This window comes from Janthinobacterium sp. GW823-FHT06H09 (assembly GCF_058794735.1).
In genome coordinates, this window is record NZ_JBXAHC010000005.1 from 220,380 (window position 1) to 240,307 (window position 19,928).

17 protein-coding genes are annotated in these 19,928 nt (G+C 65.3%); 2 read left to right on the plus strand and 15 right to left on the minus strand.

Features of this window, described 5'->3' with window-relative positions; genetic code table 11:
* Positions 1 to 52: 52 nt before the first annotated feature.
* Positions 53 to 1,177 (plus strand): extracellular catalytic domain type 2 short-chain-length polyhydroxyalkanoate depolymerase, encoded by a 1,125-nt coding sequence (locus AC1Q6X_RS10160; protein ID WP_492496745.1) that lies wholly within the window; start codon positions 53 to 55, stop codon positions 1,175 to 1,177.
* Positions 1,178 to 1,183: 6 nt separating this feature from the next.
* Here the strand turns inward: AC1Q6X_RS10160 and gabD are convergent, their stop codons facing one another.
* The 15 genes from gabD to AC1Q6X_RS10235 all read right to left on the minus strand — a co-directional run bounded on the left by gabD (position 1,184) and on the right by AC1Q6X_RS10235 (position 18,458).
* A complete protein-coding gene (gene gabD, locus AC1Q6X_RS10165) occupies positions 1,184 to 2,638 on the minus strand; it encodes an NADP-dependent succinate-semialdehyde dehydrogenase (protein WP_070218955.1) in 1,455 nt (484 codons plus the stop codon).
* Positions 2,639 to 2,718: 80 nt separating this feature from the next.
* Entirely contained in the window at positions 2,719 to 3,561 is an 843-nt protein-coding gene (locus AC1Q6X_RS10170) for a PPK2 family polyphosphate kinase (RefSeq protein WP_121670809.1), read from the minus strand.
* Positions 3,558 to 3,980: a CoA-binding protein gene (locus tag AC1Q6X_RS10175; RefSeq protein ID WP_492496748.1), complete on the minus strand. Its 423-nt coding sequence runs from the start codon at positions 3,978 to 3,980 to the stop codon at positions 3,558 to 3,560. The genes AC1Q6X_RS10170 and AC1Q6X_RS10175 overlap by 4 nt, the downstream gene beginning before the upstream one ends.
* 222 nt (positions 3,981 to 4,202) lie before the next feature.
* The gene (locus tag AC1Q6X_RS10180) at positions 4,203 to 4,859 is read right to left on the minus strand and encodes a bifunctional 2-keto-4-hydroxyglutarate aldolase/2-keto-3-deoxy-6-phosphogluconate aldolase (RefSeq protein ID WP_492496750.1); all 657 of its coding nucleotides are present in this window, start codon (positions 4,857 to 4,859) and stop codon (positions 4,203 to 4,205) included.
* Positions 4,860 to 4,872: 13 nt separating this feature from the next.
* Positions 4,873 to 5,769, minus strand: a complete 897-nt coding sequence (locus AC1Q6X_RS10185; protein ID WP_492496751.1) for an SMP-30/gluconolactonase/LRE family protein — start codon at positions 5,767 to 5,769, stop codon at positions 4,873 to 4,875.
* 94 nt (positions 5,770 to 5,863) lie between these two features.
* Positions 5,864 to 7,594 (minus strand): L-arabinonate dehydratase, encoded by a 1,731-nt coding sequence (gene araD / locus AC1Q6X_RS10190; protein WP_492496753.1) that lies wholly within the window; start codon positions 7,592 to 7,594, stop codon positions 5,864 to 5,866.
* Positions 7,591 to 8,604 (minus strand): 2-dehydro-3-deoxygalactonokinase, encoded by a 1,014-nt coding sequence (locus tag AC1Q6X_RS10195; RefSeq protein WP_230504310.1) that lies wholly within the window; start codon positions 8,602 to 8,604, stop codon positions 7,591 to 7,593. Before AC1Q6X_RS10195 ends, araD begins: the two co-directional genes overlap by 4 nt.
* Before the next feature lie 83 nt (positions 8,605 to 8,687).
* On the minus strand, positions 8,688 to 9,455 hold the full coding sequence (locus AC1Q6X_RS10200) for an aldose epimerase family protein (RefSeq protein WP_492496755.1): 768 nt from the start codon (positions 9,453 to 9,455) through the stop codon (positions 8,688 to 8,690).
* Positions 9,452 to 10,651 carry a XylR family transcriptional regulator gene (locus tag AC1Q6X_RS10205; RefSeq protein WP_070218948.1) on the minus strand — a complete coding sequence of 400 codons (1,200 nt, stop codon included), beginning with the start codon at positions 10,649 to 10,651 and terminating at the stop codon, positions 9,452 to 9,454. Before AC1Q6X_RS10205 ends, AC1Q6X_RS10200 begins: the two co-directional genes overlap by 4 nt.
* Before the next feature lie 32 nt (positions 10,652 to 10,683).
* Positions 10,684 to 11,826: a sugar ABC transporter permease gene (locus AC1Q6X_RS10210; protein WP_070218947.1), complete on the minus strand. Its 1,143-nt coding sequence runs from the start codon at positions 11,824 to 11,826 to the stop codon at positions 10,684 to 10,686.
* On the minus strand, positions 11,823 to 13,394 hold the full coding sequence (gene xylG / locus AC1Q6X_RS10215) for a D-xylose ABC transporter ATP-binding protein (RefSeq protein ID WP_492496758.1): 1,572 nt from the start codon (positions 13,392 to 13,394) through the stop codon (positions 11,823 to 11,825). The genes AC1Q6X_RS10210 and xylG overlap by 4 nt, the downstream gene beginning before the upstream one ends.
* A 197-nt stretch (positions 13,395 to 13,591) precedes the next feature.
* Positions 13,592 to 14,566 carry a D-xylose ABC transporter substrate-binding protein gene (gene xylF, locus AC1Q6X_RS10220; protein ID WP_099377905.1) on the minus strand — a complete coding sequence of 325 codons (975 nt, stop codon included), beginning with the start codon at positions 14,564 to 14,566 and terminating at the stop codon, positions 13,592 to 13,594.
* Positions 14,567 to 14,718: 152 nt separating this feature from the next.
* Positions 14,719 to 16,506 carry an IlvD/Edd family dehydratase gene (locus AC1Q6X_RS10225; RefSeq protein ID WP_492496760.1) on the minus strand — a complete coding sequence of 596 codons (1,788 nt, stop codon included), beginning with the start codon at positions 16,504 to 16,506 and terminating at the stop codon, positions 14,719 to 14,721.
* A complete protein-coding gene (xylB, locus tag AC1Q6X_RS10230; protein ID WP_070218944.1) occupies positions 16,503 to 17,270 on the minus strand; it encodes a D-xylose 1-dehydrogenase in 768 nt (255 codons plus the stop codon). The genes AC1Q6X_RS10225 and xylB overlap by 4 nt, the downstream gene beginning before the upstream one ends.
* A gap of 27 nt (positions 17,271 to 17,297) precedes the next feature.
* Positions 17,298 to 18,458, minus strand: a complete 1,161-nt coding sequence (locus AC1Q6X_RS10235; RefSeq protein WP_070218943.1) for a fumarylacetoacetate hydrolase family protein — start codon at positions 18,456 to 18,458, stop codon at positions 17,298 to 17,300.
* 429 nt (positions 18,459 to 18,887) lie between these two features.
* Between AC1Q6X_RS10235 and chvE the strand changes: the two genes are divergently transcribed.
* On the plus strand, positions 18,888 to 19,910 hold the full coding sequence (gene chvE / locus AC1Q6X_RS10240; protein WP_225243237.1) for a multiple monosaccharide ABC transporter substrate-binding protein: 1,023 nt from the start codon (positions 18,888 to 18,890) through the stop codon (positions 19,908 to 19,910).
* Positions 19,911 to 19,928 lie beyond the last annotated feature (18 nt).

Genomic DNA, 19,928 nt, shown 5'->3' on the forward strand with positions numbered 1-19,928 from the left:
ACAGTTTTTTTACCTATGCTCGGCCTTCCTGTCCCTGCCTTGTGGAGTTGCCATGCCCTACCCGCACCTGACCGCATTACCCACCGCCCTGCTCGCCGCCAGCCTGCTCATCCTGGTGCCAGCCAGCACGCACGCCGCCACGACGGCCAAAGCCGTCAAACCCGCCGCGACCAAGGACGCCCCCGCCCTGCCCGGCTACCAGGCCGATCTGAGCCAGACCACGGTGTCCGGCCTGTCCTCGGGCGGCTTCATGGCGGCGCAGTTTGCCGTCGCCTACTCGGCCACCGTCGCCGGCGCCGGCATCATCGCGGGCGGCCCGTATTTCTGCTCGGGCCAGCCGGGCCGCTTCCCGTATATTCCCTACCTGACGAATGCCCTGACCACCTGCATGAATCCGGGCAGCGCGCAAGTGGCGCCGCCCGTCGCCAGCGAATTGCTGCGCGCGGCGAACGATTTTGCGCGCGAACGTCTCATCGATGACACGGCCAACCTGAAACGCCAGCGCGTGTATCTGTTCAGCGGAACGAAAGACCAGACCGTGACGCGGCCGGTGGTGGAACAGGTGGGGAAATTCTATCAACTGGCAGGCACGCCGGCGGCGCAGATCCGCTTCGTCGACACGCTAGGCGCGGGCCACGCCATCTTGACCGACAGCAATCAGGACAAGCCGTGCGCCGTGACGGAGTCGCCGTTCATCAACGACTGCGACTACGTCCAGGCGCGCGACATCCTGCAGCACCTGTACCCGGACCTGCAACCGTCGTCGACCACCCTGACGGGCAAGCTGATCGCCTTCAACCAGCGCAGCTTCATCCAGAACGCGTATTCGAGCATGAACAATACGGGCTACGCCTACATCCCGAAAGCGTGCGACAGCGAGAGCTGCCGCGTGCACGTGGTGTTCCACGGCTGCCTGCAAACGACGCAGGCGATCGGCGACCGTTTCTATACCAGCACCGGCTACAACCAGGTGGCGGACGCCAACAAGATCATCGTGCTGTATCCGCAGGCCGAACCGAGCCCCGTCTATCCGTACAACCCAAAAGGCTGCTGGGATTTCTGGGGCTACACCAGCATCAACCCGATCGACCCGGATTTCTACCGCAAGAGCGGCACGCAGATGGAAGCGGTCAAGGGCATGCTGGACCGCCTCGCCGCGCGCCGCGGCTCACGCTAGGCGGTCTTAGATGCCGCCCATGCAGATGTACTTGATGACGAGATAATCTTCGATACCGTAGGTCGACCCTTCACGGCCCAGGCCCGATTGCTTGACGCCGCCGAAGGGGGCGATCTCGTTCGAGATCAGCCCCGTGTTCACGCCCACCATGCCCGTTTCCAGGCCTTCTGCCACGCGCCAGATGCGGCCGATGTCGCGCGAATAGAAGTAGGCGGCCAGGCCGAATTCCGTGTTGTTGGCCAGGGCGATGACTTCATCGTCCGTCTTGAAGCGGAACAGGGGCGCCAGCGGGCCGAAGGTTTCCTCGGTGGCCACGCGCATGTCATTCGTCACGTCGGCGATGATGGTCGGCTCGAAGAAGCCGTTGCCCAGCGCATGGCGCTTGCCGCCGGCCAGCAGGCGGCCGCCCTTGCCCAGCGCGTCGGCCACGTGCTCTTCCACCTTGGCGACGGCCTTGGCGTCGATCAGCGGGCCTTGCGTGACGCCCGCCTCGATGCCATTGCCCACCTTCAGCTTGGCCACGGCGGCCACCAGCTTGTCGGCAAACGCGTCATACACGCTGTCCTGCACGTACAGGCGGTTGGCGCACACGCAGGTCTGGCCCGCGTTGCGGTATTTCGAGGCGATGGCGCCTTCCACTGCCGCATCCAGGTCGGCGTCGTCGAAGACGATGAACGGCGCATTGCCGCCCAGTTCCAGCGACAGTTTCTTGATCGTCGGCGCGCACTGTTCCGCCAGCAAACGGCCCACTTGCGTGGAACCCGTAAACGTCAGCTTGCGCACGATGGGGTTCGACGTCATTTCGCCGCCGATGTCTTTCGGCGCGCCCGTGACGATGCTGAACACGCCCGCAGGCACGCCCGCGCGCTCGGCCAGCACGGCCAGCGCCAGCGCGGAAAACGGCGTTGCCTCGGCCGGTTTCAAGACCATCGGGCAGCCGGCGGCCAGGGCCGGGCCGACCTTGCGGGTGATCATGGCGGCGGGGAAATTCCACGGCGTGATGGCGGCGCACACGCCGATCGGCTCCTTGGTGATGACCAGGCGGCGGTCCGGCCACGGCGATTGCAGGGTATCGCCTGCAACGCGCTTGCCTTCTTCGGCAAACCACTCGATGAACGAGGCGCCGAACTGCACTTCGCCCTTCGCTTCCGGCAAGGGCTTGCCCTGCTCGGTGGTCATGATCAGCGCCAGGTCGTCGGCGTTTTCCAGGATCAGGTCATGCCAGCGGCGCAGCACGGCCGCGCGCTCCTTGGCCGTCTTCTTGCGCCAGGCGGGCCAGGCGGCATTGGCCGCCTCGATGGCGCGGCGCGTCTCGGCTGCGCCCATCAGGGGCACCGTGCCGATATGCTCGCCGGTGGCGGGATTGCTCACATTAATCGTCTGGCCACCATCGGCATCCGCCCAGGCTCCATTCACGTAAGCCTGGTGACGCAACAAGGTAGGATCTTTCAACTGCAGCATATGGATCTCCGGTCTGGTTTGAATTATCGACGAGGGATACTATGCCACAGCGCGGCCGATTCCGCAGGCGATGGGCGGAACTACTCGACCTTGAAAGACGACAGTTTCGGGTCCGGCGCCGGGTATTCGAGCTTCATGGCCTGCAGCGTTTCCAGCAGCAGCGAGGCCACCACCAGGTTGCGCTGCGTCTTGGAATTCGATGGCACCACGTACCACGGCGCGTGATCGGCATCGGTCTCGCGGATCGCCGTTTCATAGGCGCGCTGGTAGCCATCCCACTTCTTGCGCTGGGCGATATCGTTGGGATCGAACTTCCACTGGCGGTCGGGATCGTCGAGCCGCTCCTGCAGCCGTCCCCGCTGCTCGTCCTTCGAAATATGCAGGAAGACTTTCAGGATGACGGTGCCCGTCTCGCTCAGCATGCGCTCGAAATCGCGGATCTGCGCGTAGCGGCGCTGGCATTCGGCCTTGTCGATCATGTCCTGCACGCGCGTGATCAGCACATCCTCGTAATGGCTGCGGTTGAAGATGGCGATCTCGCCCTTGACGGGCACGTGCTGGTGCACGCGCCACAGGTAGTCGTGCGCCAGTTCGATATCGGTGGGGCCCTTGAACGCCACGGCGCGGATGCCCATCGGGTTGATATTGCTGAAGATGGCCTTCACCGTGCCATCCTTGCCCGAGGTGTCCATGCCCTGCAGGACCAGCAGCACCTTCTTCTTGTGCTGCGCGTACAGCATGCTCTGGCACTCGGCGATCTGCGCCGTCAACGCCACGGTTTCCTCGCGGTCCAGGGCCTTGCACTGGGCTGGGGTCAGCTTCTTGTTGGCCGCCTTGGTGGCCGCGCCCAGCAGGCGCTTGCCGGCGAATTCCTCGTTCAGATCAAAACCTTTGCCGGCCCGGAATTGCGTGCGCGCCTTCATGCCGCCACCGCCAGCTTGCGGAGCTCGATTTTTGTGCAATGGTCCATCACCACGTCCAGGCCCGCCGCCCGCGCCAGCTGCGCCGCCTCCTCATTGATGACGTCGAGCTGCAGCCACAGGCAGCCCGCCTTGACGGCGATGGCTTCCTCGGCGATGGGCAGGATATCTGCCGGCTTGCGGAAGCAGTCGACGATGTCGATGCGCGCCGGCGCGACGGCAGCCGCAGCCTGCGTCAAGGTGGCGTAAGCGCGCTGGCCCAGCACGTCGCGCCCGGCCAGGGCCGGATTGACGGGCAATACGCGATAGCCATGCCGCAGCAGGTAGTCGGCCACTTCGTGGCTGGCGCGTTCGGGCTTGTCGGACATGCCGACGATGGCGATGATGCGGCTGTCTTGCAGGATGCGGGCGATGTTGGACATATTCTGGTCTATGAGGCGTGCGACATTGCCCGCCTAGCGTAGCAGATTCCCGTCCCGCCGGGAGCTAGCCAGAAGACTTAGAGCCTATCCCGGTAGGGAGCGTCTTCTGCTGGCAACGCATCAGGAGCGCGGACAAGGCGTGAGGAGGACGCGTGGCGAGCCACGCGACGACGATCAACGCAGTCCCCGCTCCTGAGGGGCGTCAGCAGGGGATGGATTCATCTACTGGGATAGGCTCTTAGCCATACGCACGGCCGCCATCTGCGCCACGAAGGCTTGCGCGCGCGCCGTCACGGCCGCGTAATCTCCCGTGGCGCCCGGGCCACTGAGGCTGCTGCCGATGCCCACGGCCACGGCGCCGCTGGCAAACCATTCCGGCAGGTTCTCCACCGTCACGCCGCCCGTCGGCATCAGCGGCGCTTGCGGCAACGGGGCGCGCAGGGCCTTGATATAGGCGGGGCCGAACATCTCGGCGGGGAAAACCTTGACGATGTCGGCGCCCGCCTGCAGGGCCGTGACGATCTCCGTCGGCGTCATCGCCCCCGGCATGGACAGCACCTGGTAGCGCTGGCACAGCGTAATCGTCTCCACGTTCACGCTGGGCGAGATGATGAACTGGGCGCCGGCCAGGATGGCGGCGCGCGCCGTCTCCGTATCGAGCACCGTGCCCGCGCCCAGCAGCACGTCAGGACCATGGCGTTCGCGCAGGGTGCGCAGCACGCCCAGGGTGTCGGGCGTGGTAAATGCCACTTCCAGCGCCGTGATGCCGCCGGCGATGCACGCCTCGGCGATCTGCAGCGCCGCATCGGACGAGTCGGCACGCACGATACCGACCATGCCCCGCTCGAGGATGCCATTGAAAACCATGTGCTTTTGCATCTGCTCTCTCCTGTCAGGCCGGCAGGGCGCCAAAGCGCACTTCCGGCAAACCGCGCACGCCCACCTGGCGCGCATGAAACAATCCGCCGGCCAGCGGTTCGCCCGCCAGCTGGGCCGGGGTCAAGCTTTCCTGCGCCGTGGTGACGAACAATTCATCGTAGTGCGGGCCGCCCAGGCTCACGCAGCTGGGCTGCGAGACGGGCAAGGCTATCGCCCGCTCGACGCTGCCGTCCGGCGCGAAGCGCAAGACCCTGCCGGCGCCCCACTGCGCGCTCCACAAGTGGTCATCCGCATCGATGGTGGCGCCGTCGGCGGCGCCCGGCCCCGGATCGAGCACGGCAAACACACGCACCCGGCTGGCGTCGCCGCCCAGGTAATCATCCCAGCGGTAGATCGCCTTCTTCATCGAATCGCAGAAATACATGGCCGTGCCATCGACGCTGAAGCAGATGCTGTTCGAGATGGCGATCTGCGGCAGCGGCAGCCGTTCCAGGCTCAAGTCCAGGTTGAGGCGGTAGAAGCTGGCGATCGCATCGCGGCACGGGCGTTCATCCAGCGTGCCGAAGACAAAGCGTCCCTGGCGGTCGCAGCGGCCATCGTTCAGACGCGTCATGGGCAGGTCGCCCTCCACCGTGTGCAAGGGTGTGACGGCCCCGCTGCGCGCGTCGAACCACGCCAGGCGCGAGGCCAGGCCCAGCAGCAGCACGTCGTCGCGGTCCGTCAGCGTGAAACAGGCCAGGCGCTCGGGCATGTCCCAGCGCTGGCGCTCCCCCGTGGCCAGCACCAGCGCATGCAGTTGGCAGCCTTCGATATTCGTCCAGAAAACGCGGCCGCTGCGTTCGCACCAGCGCACACCCTCGCCCAGGAAGTTCTGCGCATCGATCAGTAATTGGGCCTGTGTCCCCATCATTTTTTTTCCTTTAACTCTGTATAACGCATGATAAAACCGTCGCGAGCGGAAGTCAGTTGTGGCCGAGACGCGCAGCAGGTTTGATCGTGCGTTATCAATGTGACTCGCGCGGAACGGCCGAACCACGGCAGCCGACGAGGAAATCGAGGTCCGCGCCTTCGTCGGCCTGCGTCACGTGCTTGATGTACATGGACTGGTAGCCGCCCTTCATGACCGGTTCGGGGGCGCGCCATTCTGCGCGCCGGCGCGCCAGCTCGGCCTCGTCGACGTCGAGGTGCAAGCGCCGTCCCGCCACGTCCAGTTCGATCATGTCGCCGTCGCGCACCAGGGCCAGCGGCCCGCCCACGGCCGCTTCCGGCGCCACGTGCAGCACCACCGTGCCGTAGGCCGTGCCGCTCATGCGCGCGTCCGAGATGCGCACCATGTCGCGCACGCCCTGCTCCAGCAGTTTTTTCGGCAACCCCATATTGCCCACCTCGGCCATGCCAGGGTAGCCCTGCGGGCCGCAATTTTGCAGCACCATCACGCAGCTGGCATCGATGTCGAGCGCGGGATCGTCGACGCGCTTTTTGTAATGCTCGATGCTGTTGAAGACGACGGCGCGGCCACGGTGCTGCATCAGCTCGGGCGACGCGGCCGAGGGCTTGATGACGGCGCCGCGCGGGGCCAGGTTGCCCTGCAGGACGGCGATGCCGCCTTCGTCCTTGAATGGCTGCGCCAGCGGGGTGATCACTTCGGGATTGAAATTTTCCGCTTCGGCCACGTTGACGGCCATGGTCGCGCCCGTGACGGTGAGCGCCCCGCCATGCAATTTGCCCAGCAAGTCGCGGATGATCACGGGCAGGCCGCCCGCATAGTAAAAATCTTCCATCAGGTACTGGCCCGACGGCATCAGGTTGAGCAAACAGGGAATGTCGCGGCCCAGGCGGTCCCAGTCGCCCAGGCGCATGTCCACGCCGATACGCCCGGCAATGGCCAGCAGGTGGATCACGGCATTGGTCGAGCCGCCGATGGCGCCGTTGACCATGATGGCGTTTTCAAACGCGTCGCGCGTGAGGATCTGCGACAGTTTCAGGTCTTCATGCACCATGTCGACGATGCGCCGGCCCGTCAGCTGCGCCTGCAGCTTGCGGCGCGCATCGACGGCGGGAATGGCCGCGTTGCCGGGCAAGGTCACGCCCAGCGCCTCGACCATGCTGGCCATGGTCGATGCCGTGCCCATGGTCATGCAGTGGCCGGCGGAGCGCGACATGCACGATTCGGCCTGCTTGAATTCGTTTGAGGTCATGCGCCCGGCGCGCACGTCTTCGGAAAACTTCCACACGTCCGTGCCCGAGCCGATCGGCTTGCCCCGGTAGTTCCCGTTCAGCATGGGGCCGCCCGACAGCACGATGGTGGGCAAGTCCACGCTGGCCGCGCCCATCAGCAGGGCCGGGGTGGTCTTGTCGCAGCCCGTCAGCAGCACCACGCCGTCGATCGGGTTGGCGCGGATCGATTCCTCGACGTCCATGCTGGCCAGGTTACGGAACAGCATGGCCGTCGGGCGCAGATTCGTCTCGCCCAGCGACATGACGGGAAATTCGACGGGAAAGCCGCCCGCTTCGAGCACGCCGCGCTTGACCATCTCGGCCAGGTCGCGGAAATGGCCATTGCAGGGCGTTAGCTCGGACCAGGTATTGCAGATGCCGATGACGGGACGGCCATCGAAAGCATCGCCGGGATAGCCCTGGTTCTTCATCCAGCTGCGGTGAATAAAACTGTCCTTGTCGTCGCCGCCAAACCACGCTTGCGAACGCAAGGGACGCTTGTTCTTGTTGCTGCTCATACTGTCTCCTGCGGGGAAATCAAGCCGCGCGCGGCGGCGATCAGCAGCGCACCGTGACCGGCCAGATAGTCTTGCTGCTGGTCGTCGACGATGATGCGCTTGCCATAAAAAAATCCGTGTTCTTCGATCAGCAAGCCGAGCGCCTGGCGCAGCATGGGCTTGCCCGTAATGACGAGCGGCGTATCGGGCCGCATCTGGATGGCGGTGCTGTTGCGCAGCGCCAGCAGGTCGCCGCTGAGGACGGCGCCCATCAGGAAATTGGCCCGCTCATTGCATTCGATGGCGCTGAACTGGCCCAGGGTGCGCACGCTGAAACAGGCGCGCGCCAGCCCTGTTTTTTGCGCCGCGGCCGCGCCGGCCAGCAGCATTTTCGGCACCAGGGTCTGGGCAAAACCGCCATCGACCGATTGCTTGATCAGGGTGTGCTGCGTGATCGCCTGCAGCAATTCCCCGGCGATGGTGGTGCTGCAGCCGAGGATGCGGCGCTGCTCGTCCACGCTGATCAATTTGGTATGCGAGCCGGGCATGATCAGGGTCGCCGCGCCGCGCAACTGCAGGCGCTCGAGCAGCGCGACGACTTCCGTCTCTTCGCCGCGCATCATGTCCATCGCTTCGACGTTATGCAGGCCGACGGCGCCATGCTGGTTGCGCACGCCGGGAATCAGCCACAGGGGCTGCGCCAGCACGTCGGGCAAGTCCACCACCTGCATGCCTTGCGCCAGCTGGGCCAGGCCGGCGGGCGCCGGCAAATGCGGCACTTCCCGCACGCCCATGGGCGAACTGATCATGCCCGAAGCGAGCGCCAGGTCCACAGCCGACGGCGCGATGCCGGCGCTGGCCAGCACGCTGGCGATGGTGTCGCGCAGCGCCTGTTTCAGCGCGCCGTTATGGCCATCGATGGCGGTATTGCGCACGCCCGTTTCCAGCTGCGCCTGGGCGACGACAGCGCCGCCGCGCCACAGCAAGGTACGCGTATTGGTGGTGCCGGCATCGATAGTGAGTATGTTCATGGCAGGTTGGCAGCGTCGGTAAGGGCAAAAATAAATGAGGGAAAAACTACCCCATGGTAGAACTGCCCCGCATATCTGACCAATCACTTATTTGACATCATTGATACCGGTTCGGATATGTCAAACGCATCGATATCTTGCACGCCCAAACGGTAGGCGAGCTGGAACCGCCTCACCTGTCCCGGCTGCAATTGCACGCCCTGCGCCAGCAGGGAAAAACAGCGCGCATCGGAATACAGATGACAGCTGTCCTGGGTGCTGGAAAAACGCAGGACGCGGCCGGAAGCGGGGTCGGCAACCTGCGCCGCCTCGCGCAGCTGGCCGCTGCCCGTCCAGTAAAAGTCATGCCGGAATCCCGCCGATTGCGCCAGCGCGGGCCAGGCCAGGCGCGAAGCAAGCGGCGCCGGCTGGCGGAAGTCAAACGCGCTGCCCGCCACATCGAGCGGATCGCTGCAAGAGTGGCCGCCAGGCCAGTAGCGGTCCGCCGCCAGGCGCAGCACATGGTCGCCCACGGCGGCGCGGCCGCCCTGCAGATTGAAGCGGGGCGCGGCAAGCGCAAAACGGGAAACCGTATCGGCCGTGGCGGCGCAGTCGAGGTGCAGGCTGCCATCGTCGTCAAGCCGGTAGGCCAGGCGCACCGACAGGCCGTCGTGCGCCAGGTGCAGCAGCAAGCGGTCGTCGTCCGGCGGCGCGCACTGCCAGACCGTGGACGACCGACACGCAGGGGGCGCGGCGCCCAGCACGTCGGCCAGGCGGCCATAACGGTCGGGCGCCCACCAGGCCCGCACGCTGGCATCGTGCGCGTCGATGGCCACGCGCATGCCGCGCGCATTGCGCAGCAGATGCATCATGGCGCCTGCCCGGGGGCTGGCGGTGGCCGGCTGCGCTGCTGGAATTCGCGCGGCGTGCAGCCGAGTTCGCGCTTGAAGACGGCGTGCATGTACTGCACCGTGGTAAAGCCGCAACGCACGGCCACCTCGGCCACCTGTCCCGGACCGCGCGCCAGCAGGGTCTTGGCCGCATCGAGCTTGAAATGCAGGATCTCGTCGTGCACGCTGCGCCCCAGCTCGTGACGGAAGTGCGCTTCGAGCGAGGAGCGCGACACGCCCACGTAATCGGCCACCTGCTCCGTCTTGATGCCCTGGCAGGCGTACTGGCGGATGAAGTGGCGCGCCTGCATCACCTGCGGATGCTGGAAGGGCTGGTGGCGCGTGGACGCGAGCACGTTCAGGCCCGCCGGCGGCACGAGAATGCGCGTGCCGGACAGGCGCGCGCCGTTGAGCATCTGGTGCAGCAAATGCGCGGCCGTGCGGCCCATTTCCTCGGTGCCCTGGATCACAGAGCTCAAGGGAATGCGCGTGAGCATGCGCGCCAGCGGGTCGTTGTCGATGCCGATCAGGGCCACTTGCTCCGGCACGGCGATCCCCGCATGCATGCACGCTTGCAGCAGCTGGCGCGCGCGTGCGTCGCTCACGGCGATGATGCCGACGGGTTTTTCCAGACTGTTGAGCCAGGCGATCTGCTGCTCCACCGCCTCGTCCCAAGACGGCGCGCTGGTGGCCACGCCCCGGTACACGTCGGCGCGCATGTGGTCGCGCTCCATCAGGGCGCAAAATGCCGTTTCGCGTTCCTGCGCCCAGCGGTTGACATCGGCCTCGGGCAGGCTGAAACAGGCAAAGCGGCTCAGTCCCGCTTCCACCAGGTGTTCATAGGCCAGCTTGACGATCTTGAAATTGTCGGTCGCCACGTACGGGATGCCGGCCGGGTAATCGTCCTCGCGCGCATACGAGCCGCCCACGGCCACCACGGGCAGGCGGCTGTGCGCCAGCGCCGCGCAGACGGCGGGATCGTCGAAATCGGCGATGATGCCGTCTCCCTGCCAGCGCTCGATGCCGGGCAGGCGGCAACGGAAGTCCTCTTCCAGGAACAGGTCCCACGACACGCGCGTGGTGTTCAGGTAGGCGGCGATGCCCGCGATGATGTCGCGGTCGTAGATCTTATTCCCGTTAAACAGCAGCGCGATCCGGTGCGCGGTCGGCATCTTCATGGTGTCTCCTCCCGTGCCAGATCATTTCACGGCTATCTGCGTCCGGCTCGCGTGCTGACATCGACCCACACGGCGAGGGTGAGGATACTGCCTTTCACGATCATCTGCCAGTAGGTGTCCACGTCCAGCATGGACATGCCGTTATCGAGGCTGGCCATGACCAGCGCGCCGATCAGGGCGCCGTACACGGTGCCCGAGCCGCCGCGCATCGAGGTGCCGCCGATGAAGCAGGCGGCAATGGCGTCGAGTTCGCTGAAGGTGCCGGCGGACGGCGAACCGGCCGCCAGGCGGCCCGTGTTGATCAGACCGGCGAGCGCGCACATCAGGCCCATGATGCCGAAGATCCACAGCTTGACGGCTTTGACGTTGATGCCGGACAGGCGCGTCGCTTCCATATTGCTGCCGACGGCGTAGATGCGGCGGCCGAACACGGTCTGGCTGGTGATGTAGCTGAACAGCCCCAGCAAGGCCAGCAACAGCAGCACGGGCAGCGGAATGCCTTCATAGCCGTTCAGGGTCCGCACGAAGGCATACAGCACGGCGCCGATGACGGCCAGGCGCAGGCCGTCGGCCCAGGGCGCCGTCTGCGGCAAGCCATGCTGGGCGCGGCTGGCGCGCGCGCGCCACGTCAGGAAGGCGGCCAGCAGGAACAGGCCGATGCCCAGCACGATGCCGGGCACTGCGGGCAGGTAACCCTGTCCCAGGTAGACCATCGGCTCGGAGACGGGCGCGATCGTGATGCCGCCCGTGATGCCCAGCAGGATGCCGCGATACGCGAGCATGCCGCCCAGTCCCACGATGAAGGACGGGATGCCCCGGTACGCCGTCAGGTAGCCATTGAGCAGGCCGATCACCAGGCCGCAGCCCAGCACCGCCATCAGGTTCAGCGCCAGCGGCCAGTGCTGCGTGACGTCCAGCACGGCGGCGATGCCTCCCAGTAGCCCCAGCAGGGAGCCGATCGACAGGTCGATCTCGCCGGCGATAATCACCAGCACCATGCCGCAGGCGAGGATGCCGGTGACGGACATCTGGCGCAGCAGGTTCGACAGGTTGCGCGGCGTGAGGAAACTGCCCTCCGTCTTCCACGAAAAAAAGGCCCAGATCAGCGCCACGGCGATCAGGAGGGCCAGCATCTTGTATTGGGTGAACAGCTGTTTGATACTGTGCGGTTTCATGCTGCGGGTTCCTTGTTTGCGGTGTTGGCGGCGGGCGCCGGGCGCTGGTCCAGCGCCGCCGCCAGCACGGTTTCCTGGCTCAGGCCATCGTTGATAAAATCGCCGCGCAAGCGGCCTTCGCCCATCACCAGCACGCGGTCGGACACGCCCAGCACTTCGGCCAGCTCCGACGAGACCATGATGATGGCCACGCCCTGGTCGGCCAGCGCCAGCATCAATTTGTAGATTTCATATTTGGCGCCCACGTCGACGCCGCGCGTGGGCTCGTCGAGGATCAGCACGCGCGGGCGCGTCAGCAGCATCTTGGCCAGCACGGCCTTTTGCTGATTGCCGCCCGACAGGCTCGTGATGGACAGCGACGGGCTGGCCGCCTTCAGTTCCAGCTGCGCGATTTCGCCGCGCACGGCCGTCAATTCCGCCTCGCCATCGATGCGCGTGGCGCGCGAAAATTCCTCCAGCACGGCCAGGGTGATGTTCTGCCCCACGTCAAGGTCGGGCACGATGCCGTGATGCTTGCGGTCTTCCGGCACCATGGCCAGGCCCATGGCAATCGCCTTTTGCGGAGACGAAGTGTCGATGCGGCGGCCATCGAGCCACACTTCGGCCTGGCACGGCCCCTGGTAGGCGCCGAACAGGGCAGAGACGAGCTCCGTGCGCCCCGCCCCCACCAAGCCGGCGATGCCGAGGATCTCGCCCTTTCGCAGGGTGAACGACACATCGTCGACCCGCTTGCGCTGCGGGTTGTCGGCGTCGATGCAGCTTACGTGGCGCGCCTCGAACAGCACTTCGCCGATAGGTGCCGGCTGCGCACGCTGCGGATACAGCTGGCTCATTTCGCGGCCCACCATTTGCGCGATGATGCGCTCGACGTTCATCTGCGCCATCGGCGTGGTGGCGATATGCTTGCCGTCGCGGATGACGACGATGGTGTCGCAGATGGCCGCCACCTCATCGAGCTTGTGCGAAATATAGATGCAGGTGACGCCCTTGGCCTTCAGCGCGCGCAGGATATCGAGCAGCACGGCGATTTCCGACGCCGTCAGCGACGACGACGGCTCGTCGAGGATCAGCAATCGCGCATTCTTGTTGAGCGCCTTGGCGATTTCCACCAGCTGCTGGTGGCCGCCGCCGTAATTCATCACGGGTTGCGCTACGTTCAGTTCGGGAATTTTCAGTTCGCGCAGCAGCTCGTCGGCGCGCTTGTACATGGCCGCGTAATGCATGCGCCCGCCGGGCAGGGTCAGTTCGCGGCCCATGAAGATATTCTCGGCCACGGACAGCTGCGGCACCAGCATCAGTTCCTGGTGGATGATGATGATGCCCGCGTCTTCCGTGTCGCGGATCGATTGCGCGCGCAGGGGCTGGCCATCCCACAGGATCTCGCCATCCCAGGTGCCATGCGGGTACACACCGGACAGCACCTTCATCAGGGTCGACTTGCCGGCGCCATTCTCGCCGCACAAGCCGATGCACTCGCCGGCCCGCACCTGCAGGTCGATGCCGTCAAGCGCGCGGACACCGCCAAACTGTTTGACGATGCCTTTCATTTCAAGCAGATAGTCGGACATGCTCACTCTCGTTGCGGATACGGGGGAAATGTCGGATTACGCGGCGCCCATGGCGCCGCTAATCCGACCTACGGTCGATGCGGACGGCCGACACCACCACCGGCGTTTCCGGAGCCGGCGATTGTCGGATAACGGCCGATGCGGGCAATCGTAGGTCGGCTTAGCGCGCAGCGCGTAAGCCGACAGCAAGCGGGTAATCAATTACCCAGCTGCGCCTTGGTATAGAAACCGTCGTCGACGAGAATGTTCACGTTCGCCTTGGTCAAGGGCGTGGGTTTGAGCAGCACCGTGCTGACTTTTTTCAGGCCGTTGTCATAGCTGGAGTTGTAGGCGGGCTTTTCATTGCGCGCCAGTTGCACGGCCAGCTTGGCCGCTTCGGCGGCGATGGTTTTCAGGGGTTTGTAGACGGTCATCGATTGCGTGCCGGCGATGACGCGTTTGACCGCCGCCAGATCGGCGTCCTGGCCCGAGACCGGCACCTTGCCGGCCAGTTTTTGCGCGGCCAGGGCCTGGATGGCGCCGCCGGCCGTGCCGTCGTTCGAGGCGACGATGGCGTCGATCTTGTTGCCGTTGGCCGTCAGCGCGTTTTCCACGATGGACAGCGCTTCGGTGGCGCTCCAGTCCTTCACCCACTGCTGGCCGACGATCTTGATATCGCCCTTGTCGATGAACGGTTTGAGCACCTTCATCTGGCCTTCGCGCAGCATCTTGGCATTGTTGTCGGTGGGCGAGCCGCCCAGCAAATAGTAATTGCCCTTCGGCTGCAGCTTGGTCACGCCTTCGGCCTGCATCTCTCCCACTTTCTCGTTGTCGAACGAGATATACGCATCGATATCGGCGTTCAGGATCAGGCGGTCATACGACAACACCTTGATGCCGGCCTTTTTCGCTTCCTTGACGGTGTTGTTGAGCACCGTGGCATTGAACGGCACGATCACCAGCACATCGACGCCGCGCGAGATCAGGTTTTCGATCTGCGAAATCTGGCGCTGCTCGCTGGCGTCGGCCGACTGCACGAAGACCTTGGCGCCCTGCTTTTCGGCCGCGGCGATGAAGAAATCGCGGTCGCGCGTCCAGCGTTCCACGCGCAAGTCGTCGATGGAAAAGCCGATCTTCGGGTTTTTCGCATCGGCCAGGGCGGCGCTGCTGCTCAATGCCAGCATGGCGGTCATGATGGCTGCACTGATGATCTTGTTCATTGTGTGTCTCCTTGTGGATTTTATTAACGACGTTTTTTAACTGCGGGTACTGCTGAAAAATTTTATGTCTGTGGTGGTGTCGGGTTACGCGCGCAGCGCTAACCCGACCTAACGCGACCTGCCTGCTAATGGTTGTGGCGCGGCAGGGTCTGGCCCACGGCGCGGTATTTCAGGGCCAGCTCCATGCAGGCGCCCGTTTCCAGCTGGCCCACGCTGGCGCGGTAGATTTCCTGCCACGGCGTGGCGCTGCCGTTGACGGGCGGCGGCAGTTCCTGGGCGCGGCGCGCCAGTTCAGCCGCATCGACCAGCATGTCGCACTGGCCCCCGTTCAGGTCCACGCGGATGATGTCGCCCGTGCGCAGCAGCGCCAGGCCGCCGCCCACGGCGCTTTCCGGCGACGCGTTCAGGATCGAGGGGCTGTCCGAGGTGCCCGACTGGCGCCCATCGCCCAGGGTCGGCAGGTTCAGAATGCCCGCCTTGAGCAAGGCATCGGGCGGCTGCATGTTGACCACCTCGGCCGAACCGGGCCAGCCGACAGGGCCGGCGCCGCGCATGACCAGCATGCAGCTGTCGTCGATATTGAGCGCCGGGTCGTTGATGCGCGCGTGATAGTCAGCAGAACCGTCAAAGACGATGGCGCGCGCCTCGAACACGCCCTCGCTGCCGGGGCGCGACAGGTAGCGCTCGCGGAAGGCGGGCGAGATCACGCTGGTTTTCATGATGGCAAAATCGAACAGGTTGCCCTGCAAGGCCATGAAACCGGCCTTTTCCTTCAGCGGCGCGGCAAACGGGCGGATCATCTCGCGGTCCGCGCTCTCGCGGCCTTGCAAGTTGGCCGCCATGCTCTGGCCCGTGACCGTCAACCGGTCCGCATGCAGCAGGCCCGCCTGCTGCAGCTCCCACATCACGGCCGGCACGCCGCCGGCGCGGTGGAGGCGCTCGCCCAGATACTTCCCGGCCGGCTGCATGTTCAACAGCAGCGGCACGTCGTAGCCGTGCGCCATCCAGTCGCTCGAGTGCAATGCCACACCCGCATGGCGCGCCATGGCCATCAGGTGCGGCTGGGCGTTGGTGGAGCCGCCGATGGCCGCGTTGACGATGATGGCGTCCAGGAAGGCCTCGCGCGTGAGGATGCTCGACGGGCGCACGTCGTCATGCGCCATGCCGACGATGCGGCGCCCCGTTGCATAGGCGATCTGGCCCCGTTCGCGGTACGGCGCGGGTATGGCCGAGCAGCCCGTCAGCGACATGCCCAGCGCTTCGGCCAGCGCATTCATGGTCGATGCCGTGCCCATGGTGTTGCAGTGGCCGGCCGACGGCGCCGAGGCGGCGGCGATCTGCAGGAATTTGTCGTTGTCGATCAAGCCGGCGGACAGCTGGCGGCGGCCCTTCCAGATGGCCGCGCCGGAACCGACCAGTTCGCCGTCCATCCAGCCATCAAGCATGGGGCCGCCCGACAGCACGATGGCGGGAATGTCCACCGTGGCCGCGGCCATCAATTGCGCCGGCGTGGTCTTGTCGCAGCCCGTCGTCAGCACCACGGCGTCGATCGGATAGCCATGCAGGATCTCCACCAGGCCCAGATACGCGAGGTTGCGGTCCAGCGCGGCCGTGGGACGGCGGCAGTTCTCGAAGATCGGGTGCAGCGGGAATTCCATCGGGATGCCGCCCGCGTCGCGGATGCCGTCGCGCACGCGCTGGGCCAGCTCCAGGTGGATGCGGTTGCAGGGACTGATATCGCTGCCGCTTTGCGCGATGCCGATGATGGGCCGGCCCGAACGCAGTTCCTCGGCCGTGATCCCGTAGTTCATGAAGCGCTCGAGGTACAGCGCCGTCATGTCGATGTGGTCGGGATTGTCGAACCAGTCCTGCGAGCGGAAGCGCCGCGCCTGGCGGTTGCCTGGGGTGCTCATGCGCCGTACCAGCCTGCGTCGACATAGTATTCGCGGCCCGCGCACTTGGCCGCGTTGTCGGACGCCAGGAACAGCGCCAGCGCCGCCACGTCTTCCGGCTCCACGCGCAGCTGCAGGCATTGTCCCTGCAGGATCACGGCTTCCGCTTCCGGCGTATGCCACAGCCGCTCCTGGCGCGGCGTGCGCACGGCGCCGGGAATGATGCAGTTGACGCGGATGCCGTCGGCACCCAGGTCGCGCGCCAGGCCGCGCGTCAGGCCTTCGATGCCGGCTTTCGCCGTCATGTAGATCGACAGGTTCGCCTGCGCCAGGTGCCAGGAAATCGAGCCCAGGTTGAGGATCACGCCGCTGCCCTTGGCGCGCATGGCCGGCGCCACTGCCTGGGCGCAGAAATACTGGTGGCGCAGGTTGACGGCCATGCGCTCGTCCCAGTAGGCGGGCGTGACGTCCTGCAGCTGGTGGCGGTCGTCATTGGCCGCGTTGTTGACGAGGATATCCGTGGCGCCCGCGCTGTGTGCGATCTCGGCGAAGGTGGCGGCCAGGGCGCCCAGGTCCGTCAGGTCGCAATAGCGGAAAACGGGCGGCTGCGCCAGGTGCGCCAGCTTTTCCTGCAGCGCCAGCGACGCCTCGCGGGCGATGTCGAGAAAGGTGACGTGGGCGCCCTGGCGCGCGAACGCCTCGACGATGGCCACGCCGATGCCGGTGCCGCCGCCCGTGATGACGACGCGCTTGCCGGCCAGGCTGGGGTAAGTTGCATGCTGCATGGTGTCTCTCTTTTTAAAATAATCGGATCAAAGCAAGCCGCGTTGCGCCAGGTTCTGGTACAGCGCGCGCACGCCGAACGTCCAGGGGGCAATCGCATCGCAGCGCTGCACTTCGTTGACCAGCGCACCCAGCGCGGCGCTGGCAATCGTCACGCGGTCGCCCAGGTGGTGCGTAAAGCCGCCGCCCTGCGCGCCGCGGTCCTTTACGGGCGAGAACATGGTCCCGAGGAACAGCATGAAACCGTCCGGATACTGGTGGTACTGGCCTGCCGTCTGGCGCACCAGGTCAAGCGGGTCGCGGCTGATTTCGCGCATGAAGCTGGCGCCTTCGAGCACAAAGCCGTCGTCCGCGCCTTCGATCAGCAGCGACACTTCCGCCTCGCGCACGGTGTCGAGCGTGAAGTGCTCGTCGAACAGGCGGATGAAGGGGCCGATGGCGCAGGAGCCGTTGTTATCCTTGGCCTTGCCCAGCAAGAGGGCGCTGCGCCCTTCGATGTCGCGCAGGTTGACGTCGTTGCCCAAGGTCGCCCCCAGCACCTCGCCACGGCTGTTGACGGCCAGGACGATCTCGGGCTCCGGGTTGTTCCAGGCGGACGATGGCAGCAAGCCCACCTGCGCGCCGCAGCCGACCGACGACATCGGCTGCGCCTTGGTAAACACTTCCGCATCGGGGCCGATGCCCACTTCCATGTATTGCGACCAGGCGCCGCGTTGTTGCAGCTGCTGTTTCAAGCGCTGCGCCGCCTCCGAGCCGGGTTTTAATGCGGACAAGTCGCCGCCCAGCGTCGTTTGCAGCGCGGCGCGCAAGCTTGCCGCGCGCGCCGCGTCGCCGCCCGCCTGTTCCTCGATCACCCGTTCGAGCAGGCTGACGGCGAAGGTCACGCCGCAGGCCTTGACGGCCTGCAGGTCGCACGGCGCCAGTAGCAGCGGCTCGCCGGCCGGCGCGGCCAGCGCCTGCTCCAGCAGCGCCTGCACGGGGCCGAGCGCGATGCCGGGCGCATGGCGAGCGATATCGAGCGCATCGCTGCGTTCGAACAGCTCGGCCACCGTCGCTACCGTTTGCGTGATGTCGACCACCTCGCCGCCGCGCACGGCGACGACGCAGGGGCCGTCACGCCAGATGCGGCCGATGAGGAGAGCCTGCGCCAGGTCGGCGGGCAACAGGGAGGCGGGGGAAATCGGCTGCATGGCAAGCTTTCAAAAGGTCGTGACGGGATGGCTGGTCTTCAAGTTCGGACCGATTCTGCGCGCCGCCCTGTGTCGCCGCAATTACGAAAATCACCAAATTGAATGATGATTATTGGTATTGCAGCGCACCAAAAAAAGCCGCCGCCCGGCCCCCGTTCCCGTCCTTTCCGCAGGCGGGAAAGCATGCAATGGCGCATCGCATCAATTGGCCTATCGATATCGTTTTGGATATCGGCTATGCGAAAAAAGTGATTGGTGAGGGATGGATGGACAAACTAGTATCAGCCGTGGCCCGCAATCGGCCATTCGCACGGAGCCCGCCCGCTGGACGACGGCCCTGGCACATTCAACTATCGAAGACGGTGGAGACCTGAAATGAAAACAACAATGAAAATGCTGACCGCGAGCCTGGCGCTGGCCATCTCCGGCATGGCGGTAATGCCCGTGGCAAGCGCCGCAGACAAGGGCGCGATCGGCATCTCGATGCCGACCAAGTCGTCCATGCGCTGGATCGCCGACGGCGACAACATGGTCAAGGTATTCAAGGAGCGCGGCTACAAGACGGACCTGCAGTTTGCCGACGACGATATCCCGAACCAGCTGGCGCAGGTGGAAAACATGATCACCAAGGGCGCCAAGGTGCTGGTGATCGCCGCCATCGACGGCACCACCTTGTCGAACGTGCTGCAAAAGGCGGCCGACAAGGGCATCAAGGTCATTTCGTATGACCGTCTGATCCGCGGCACGAAAAACATCGATTACTACGCCACCTTCGACAACTTCCAGGTCGGCGTGCTGCAAGCGGGCTACATCGAATCGGCGCTGAAACTCAAGGAAGGCAAGGGCCCGTTCAATATCGAACTGTTCGGCGGCTCGGCCGACGACAACAACGCGCACTTCTTCTACAACGGCGCGCTGTCGGTGCTGAAACCGTACATCGACAGCGGCAAGCTGGTGGTGCGCTCGAAGCAGATGGGCATGGAAAAGGTCGCCACCCTGCGCTGGGACGGCGCCGTGGCGCAAGCGCGCATGGACAACCTGCTCAGCGCCTACTACGGCAATGCCCGCGTCGACGCCGTGCTGTCGCCATATGACGGCTTGAGCATCGGCATCCTGTCCTCGCTCAAGGGCGTCGGCTACGGCACGCCGAAACAGCCGTTCCCCGTCGTGACGGGCCAGGATGCGGAAATCCCGTCGGTGAAATCGATCATCCGCGGCGAACAGGCATCGACCGTGTTCAAGGACACGCGCGAACTGGCCAAGGTCACGGCCAATATGGTCGACGCGATGATGAGCGGCAAGACGCCGGCCGTCAACGATACCAAGACCTATAACAACGGCGTGAAGGTCGTGCCGTCCTACCTGTTGAAACCGGTCACCGTCGACAAGGCGAACTGGAAGCAGGTGCTCGTCACCGGCAGCGGCTACTACACGGAAGCGCAAGTGAAATAAGCATCCAAGGTACTGAAG

Coding starts and splice junctions, on each gene's coding strand:
- AC1Q6X_RS10160 (WP_492496745.1), top strand. CDS start 53: ATGCCCTACCCGCACCTGACCGCATTACCCACCGCCCTGCTCGCCGCC.
- gabD (WP_070218955.1), bottom strand. CDS start 2,638: ATGCTGCAGTTGAAAGATCCTACCTTGTTGCGTCACCAGGCTTACGTG.
- AC1Q6X_RS10170 (WP_121670809.1), bottom strand. CDS start 3,561: ATGAAGGCGCGCACGCAATTCCGGGCCGGCAAAGGTTTTGATCTGAAC.
- AC1Q6X_RS10175 (WP_492496748.1), bottom strand. CDS start 3,980: ATGTCCAACATCGCCCGCATCCTGCAAGACAGCCGCATCATCGCCATC.
- AC1Q6X_RS10180 (WP_492496750.1), bottom strand. CDS start 4,859: ATGCAAAAGCACATGGTTTTCAATGGCATCCTCGAGCGGGGCATGGTC.
- AC1Q6X_RS10185 (WP_492496751.1), bottom strand. CDS start 5,769: ATGATGGGGACACAGGCCCAATTACTGATCGATGCGCAGAACTTCCTG.
- araD (WP_492496753.1), bottom strand. CDS start 7,594: ATGAGCAGCAACAAGAACAAGCGTCCCTTGCGTTCGCAAGCGTGGTTT.
- AC1Q6X_RS10195 (WP_230504310.1), bottom strand. CDS start 8,604: ATGAACATACTCACTATCGATGCCGGCACCACCAATACGCGTACCTTG.
- AC1Q6X_RS10200 (WP_492496755.1), bottom strand. CDS start 9,455: ATGATGCATCTGCTGCGCAATGCGCGCGGCATGCGCGTGGCCATCGAC.
- AC1Q6X_RS10205 (WP_070218948.1), bottom strand. CDS start 10,651: ATGAAGATGCCGACCGCGCACCGGATCGCGCTGCTGTTTAACGGGAAT.
- AC1Q6X_RS10210 (WP_070218947.1), bottom strand. CDS start 11,826: ATGAAACCGCACAGTATCAAACAGCTGTTCACCCAATACAAGATGCTG.
- xylG (WP_492496758.1), bottom strand. CDS start 13,394: ATGTCCGACTATCTGCTTGAAATGAAAGGCATCGTCAAACAGTTTGGC.
- xylF (WP_099377905.1), bottom strand. CDS start 14,566: ATGACCGCCATGCTGGCATTGAGCAGCAGCGCCGCCCTGGCCGATGCG.
- AC1Q6X_RS10225 (WP_492496760.1), bottom strand. CDS start 16,506: ATGAGCACCCCAGGCAACCGCCAGGCGCGGCGCTTCCGCTCGCAGGAC.
- xylB (WP_070218944.1), bottom strand. CDS start 17,270: ATGCAGCATGCAACTTACCCCAGCCTGGCCGGCAAGCGCGTCGTCATC.
- AC1Q6X_RS10235 (WP_070218943.1), bottom strand. CDS start 18,458: ATGCAGCCGATTTCCCCCGCCTCCCTGTTGCCCGCCGACCTGGCGCAG.
- chvE (WP_225243237.1), top strand. CDS start 18,888: ATGGCGGTAATGCCCGTGGCAAGCGCCGCAGACAAGGGCGCGATCGGC.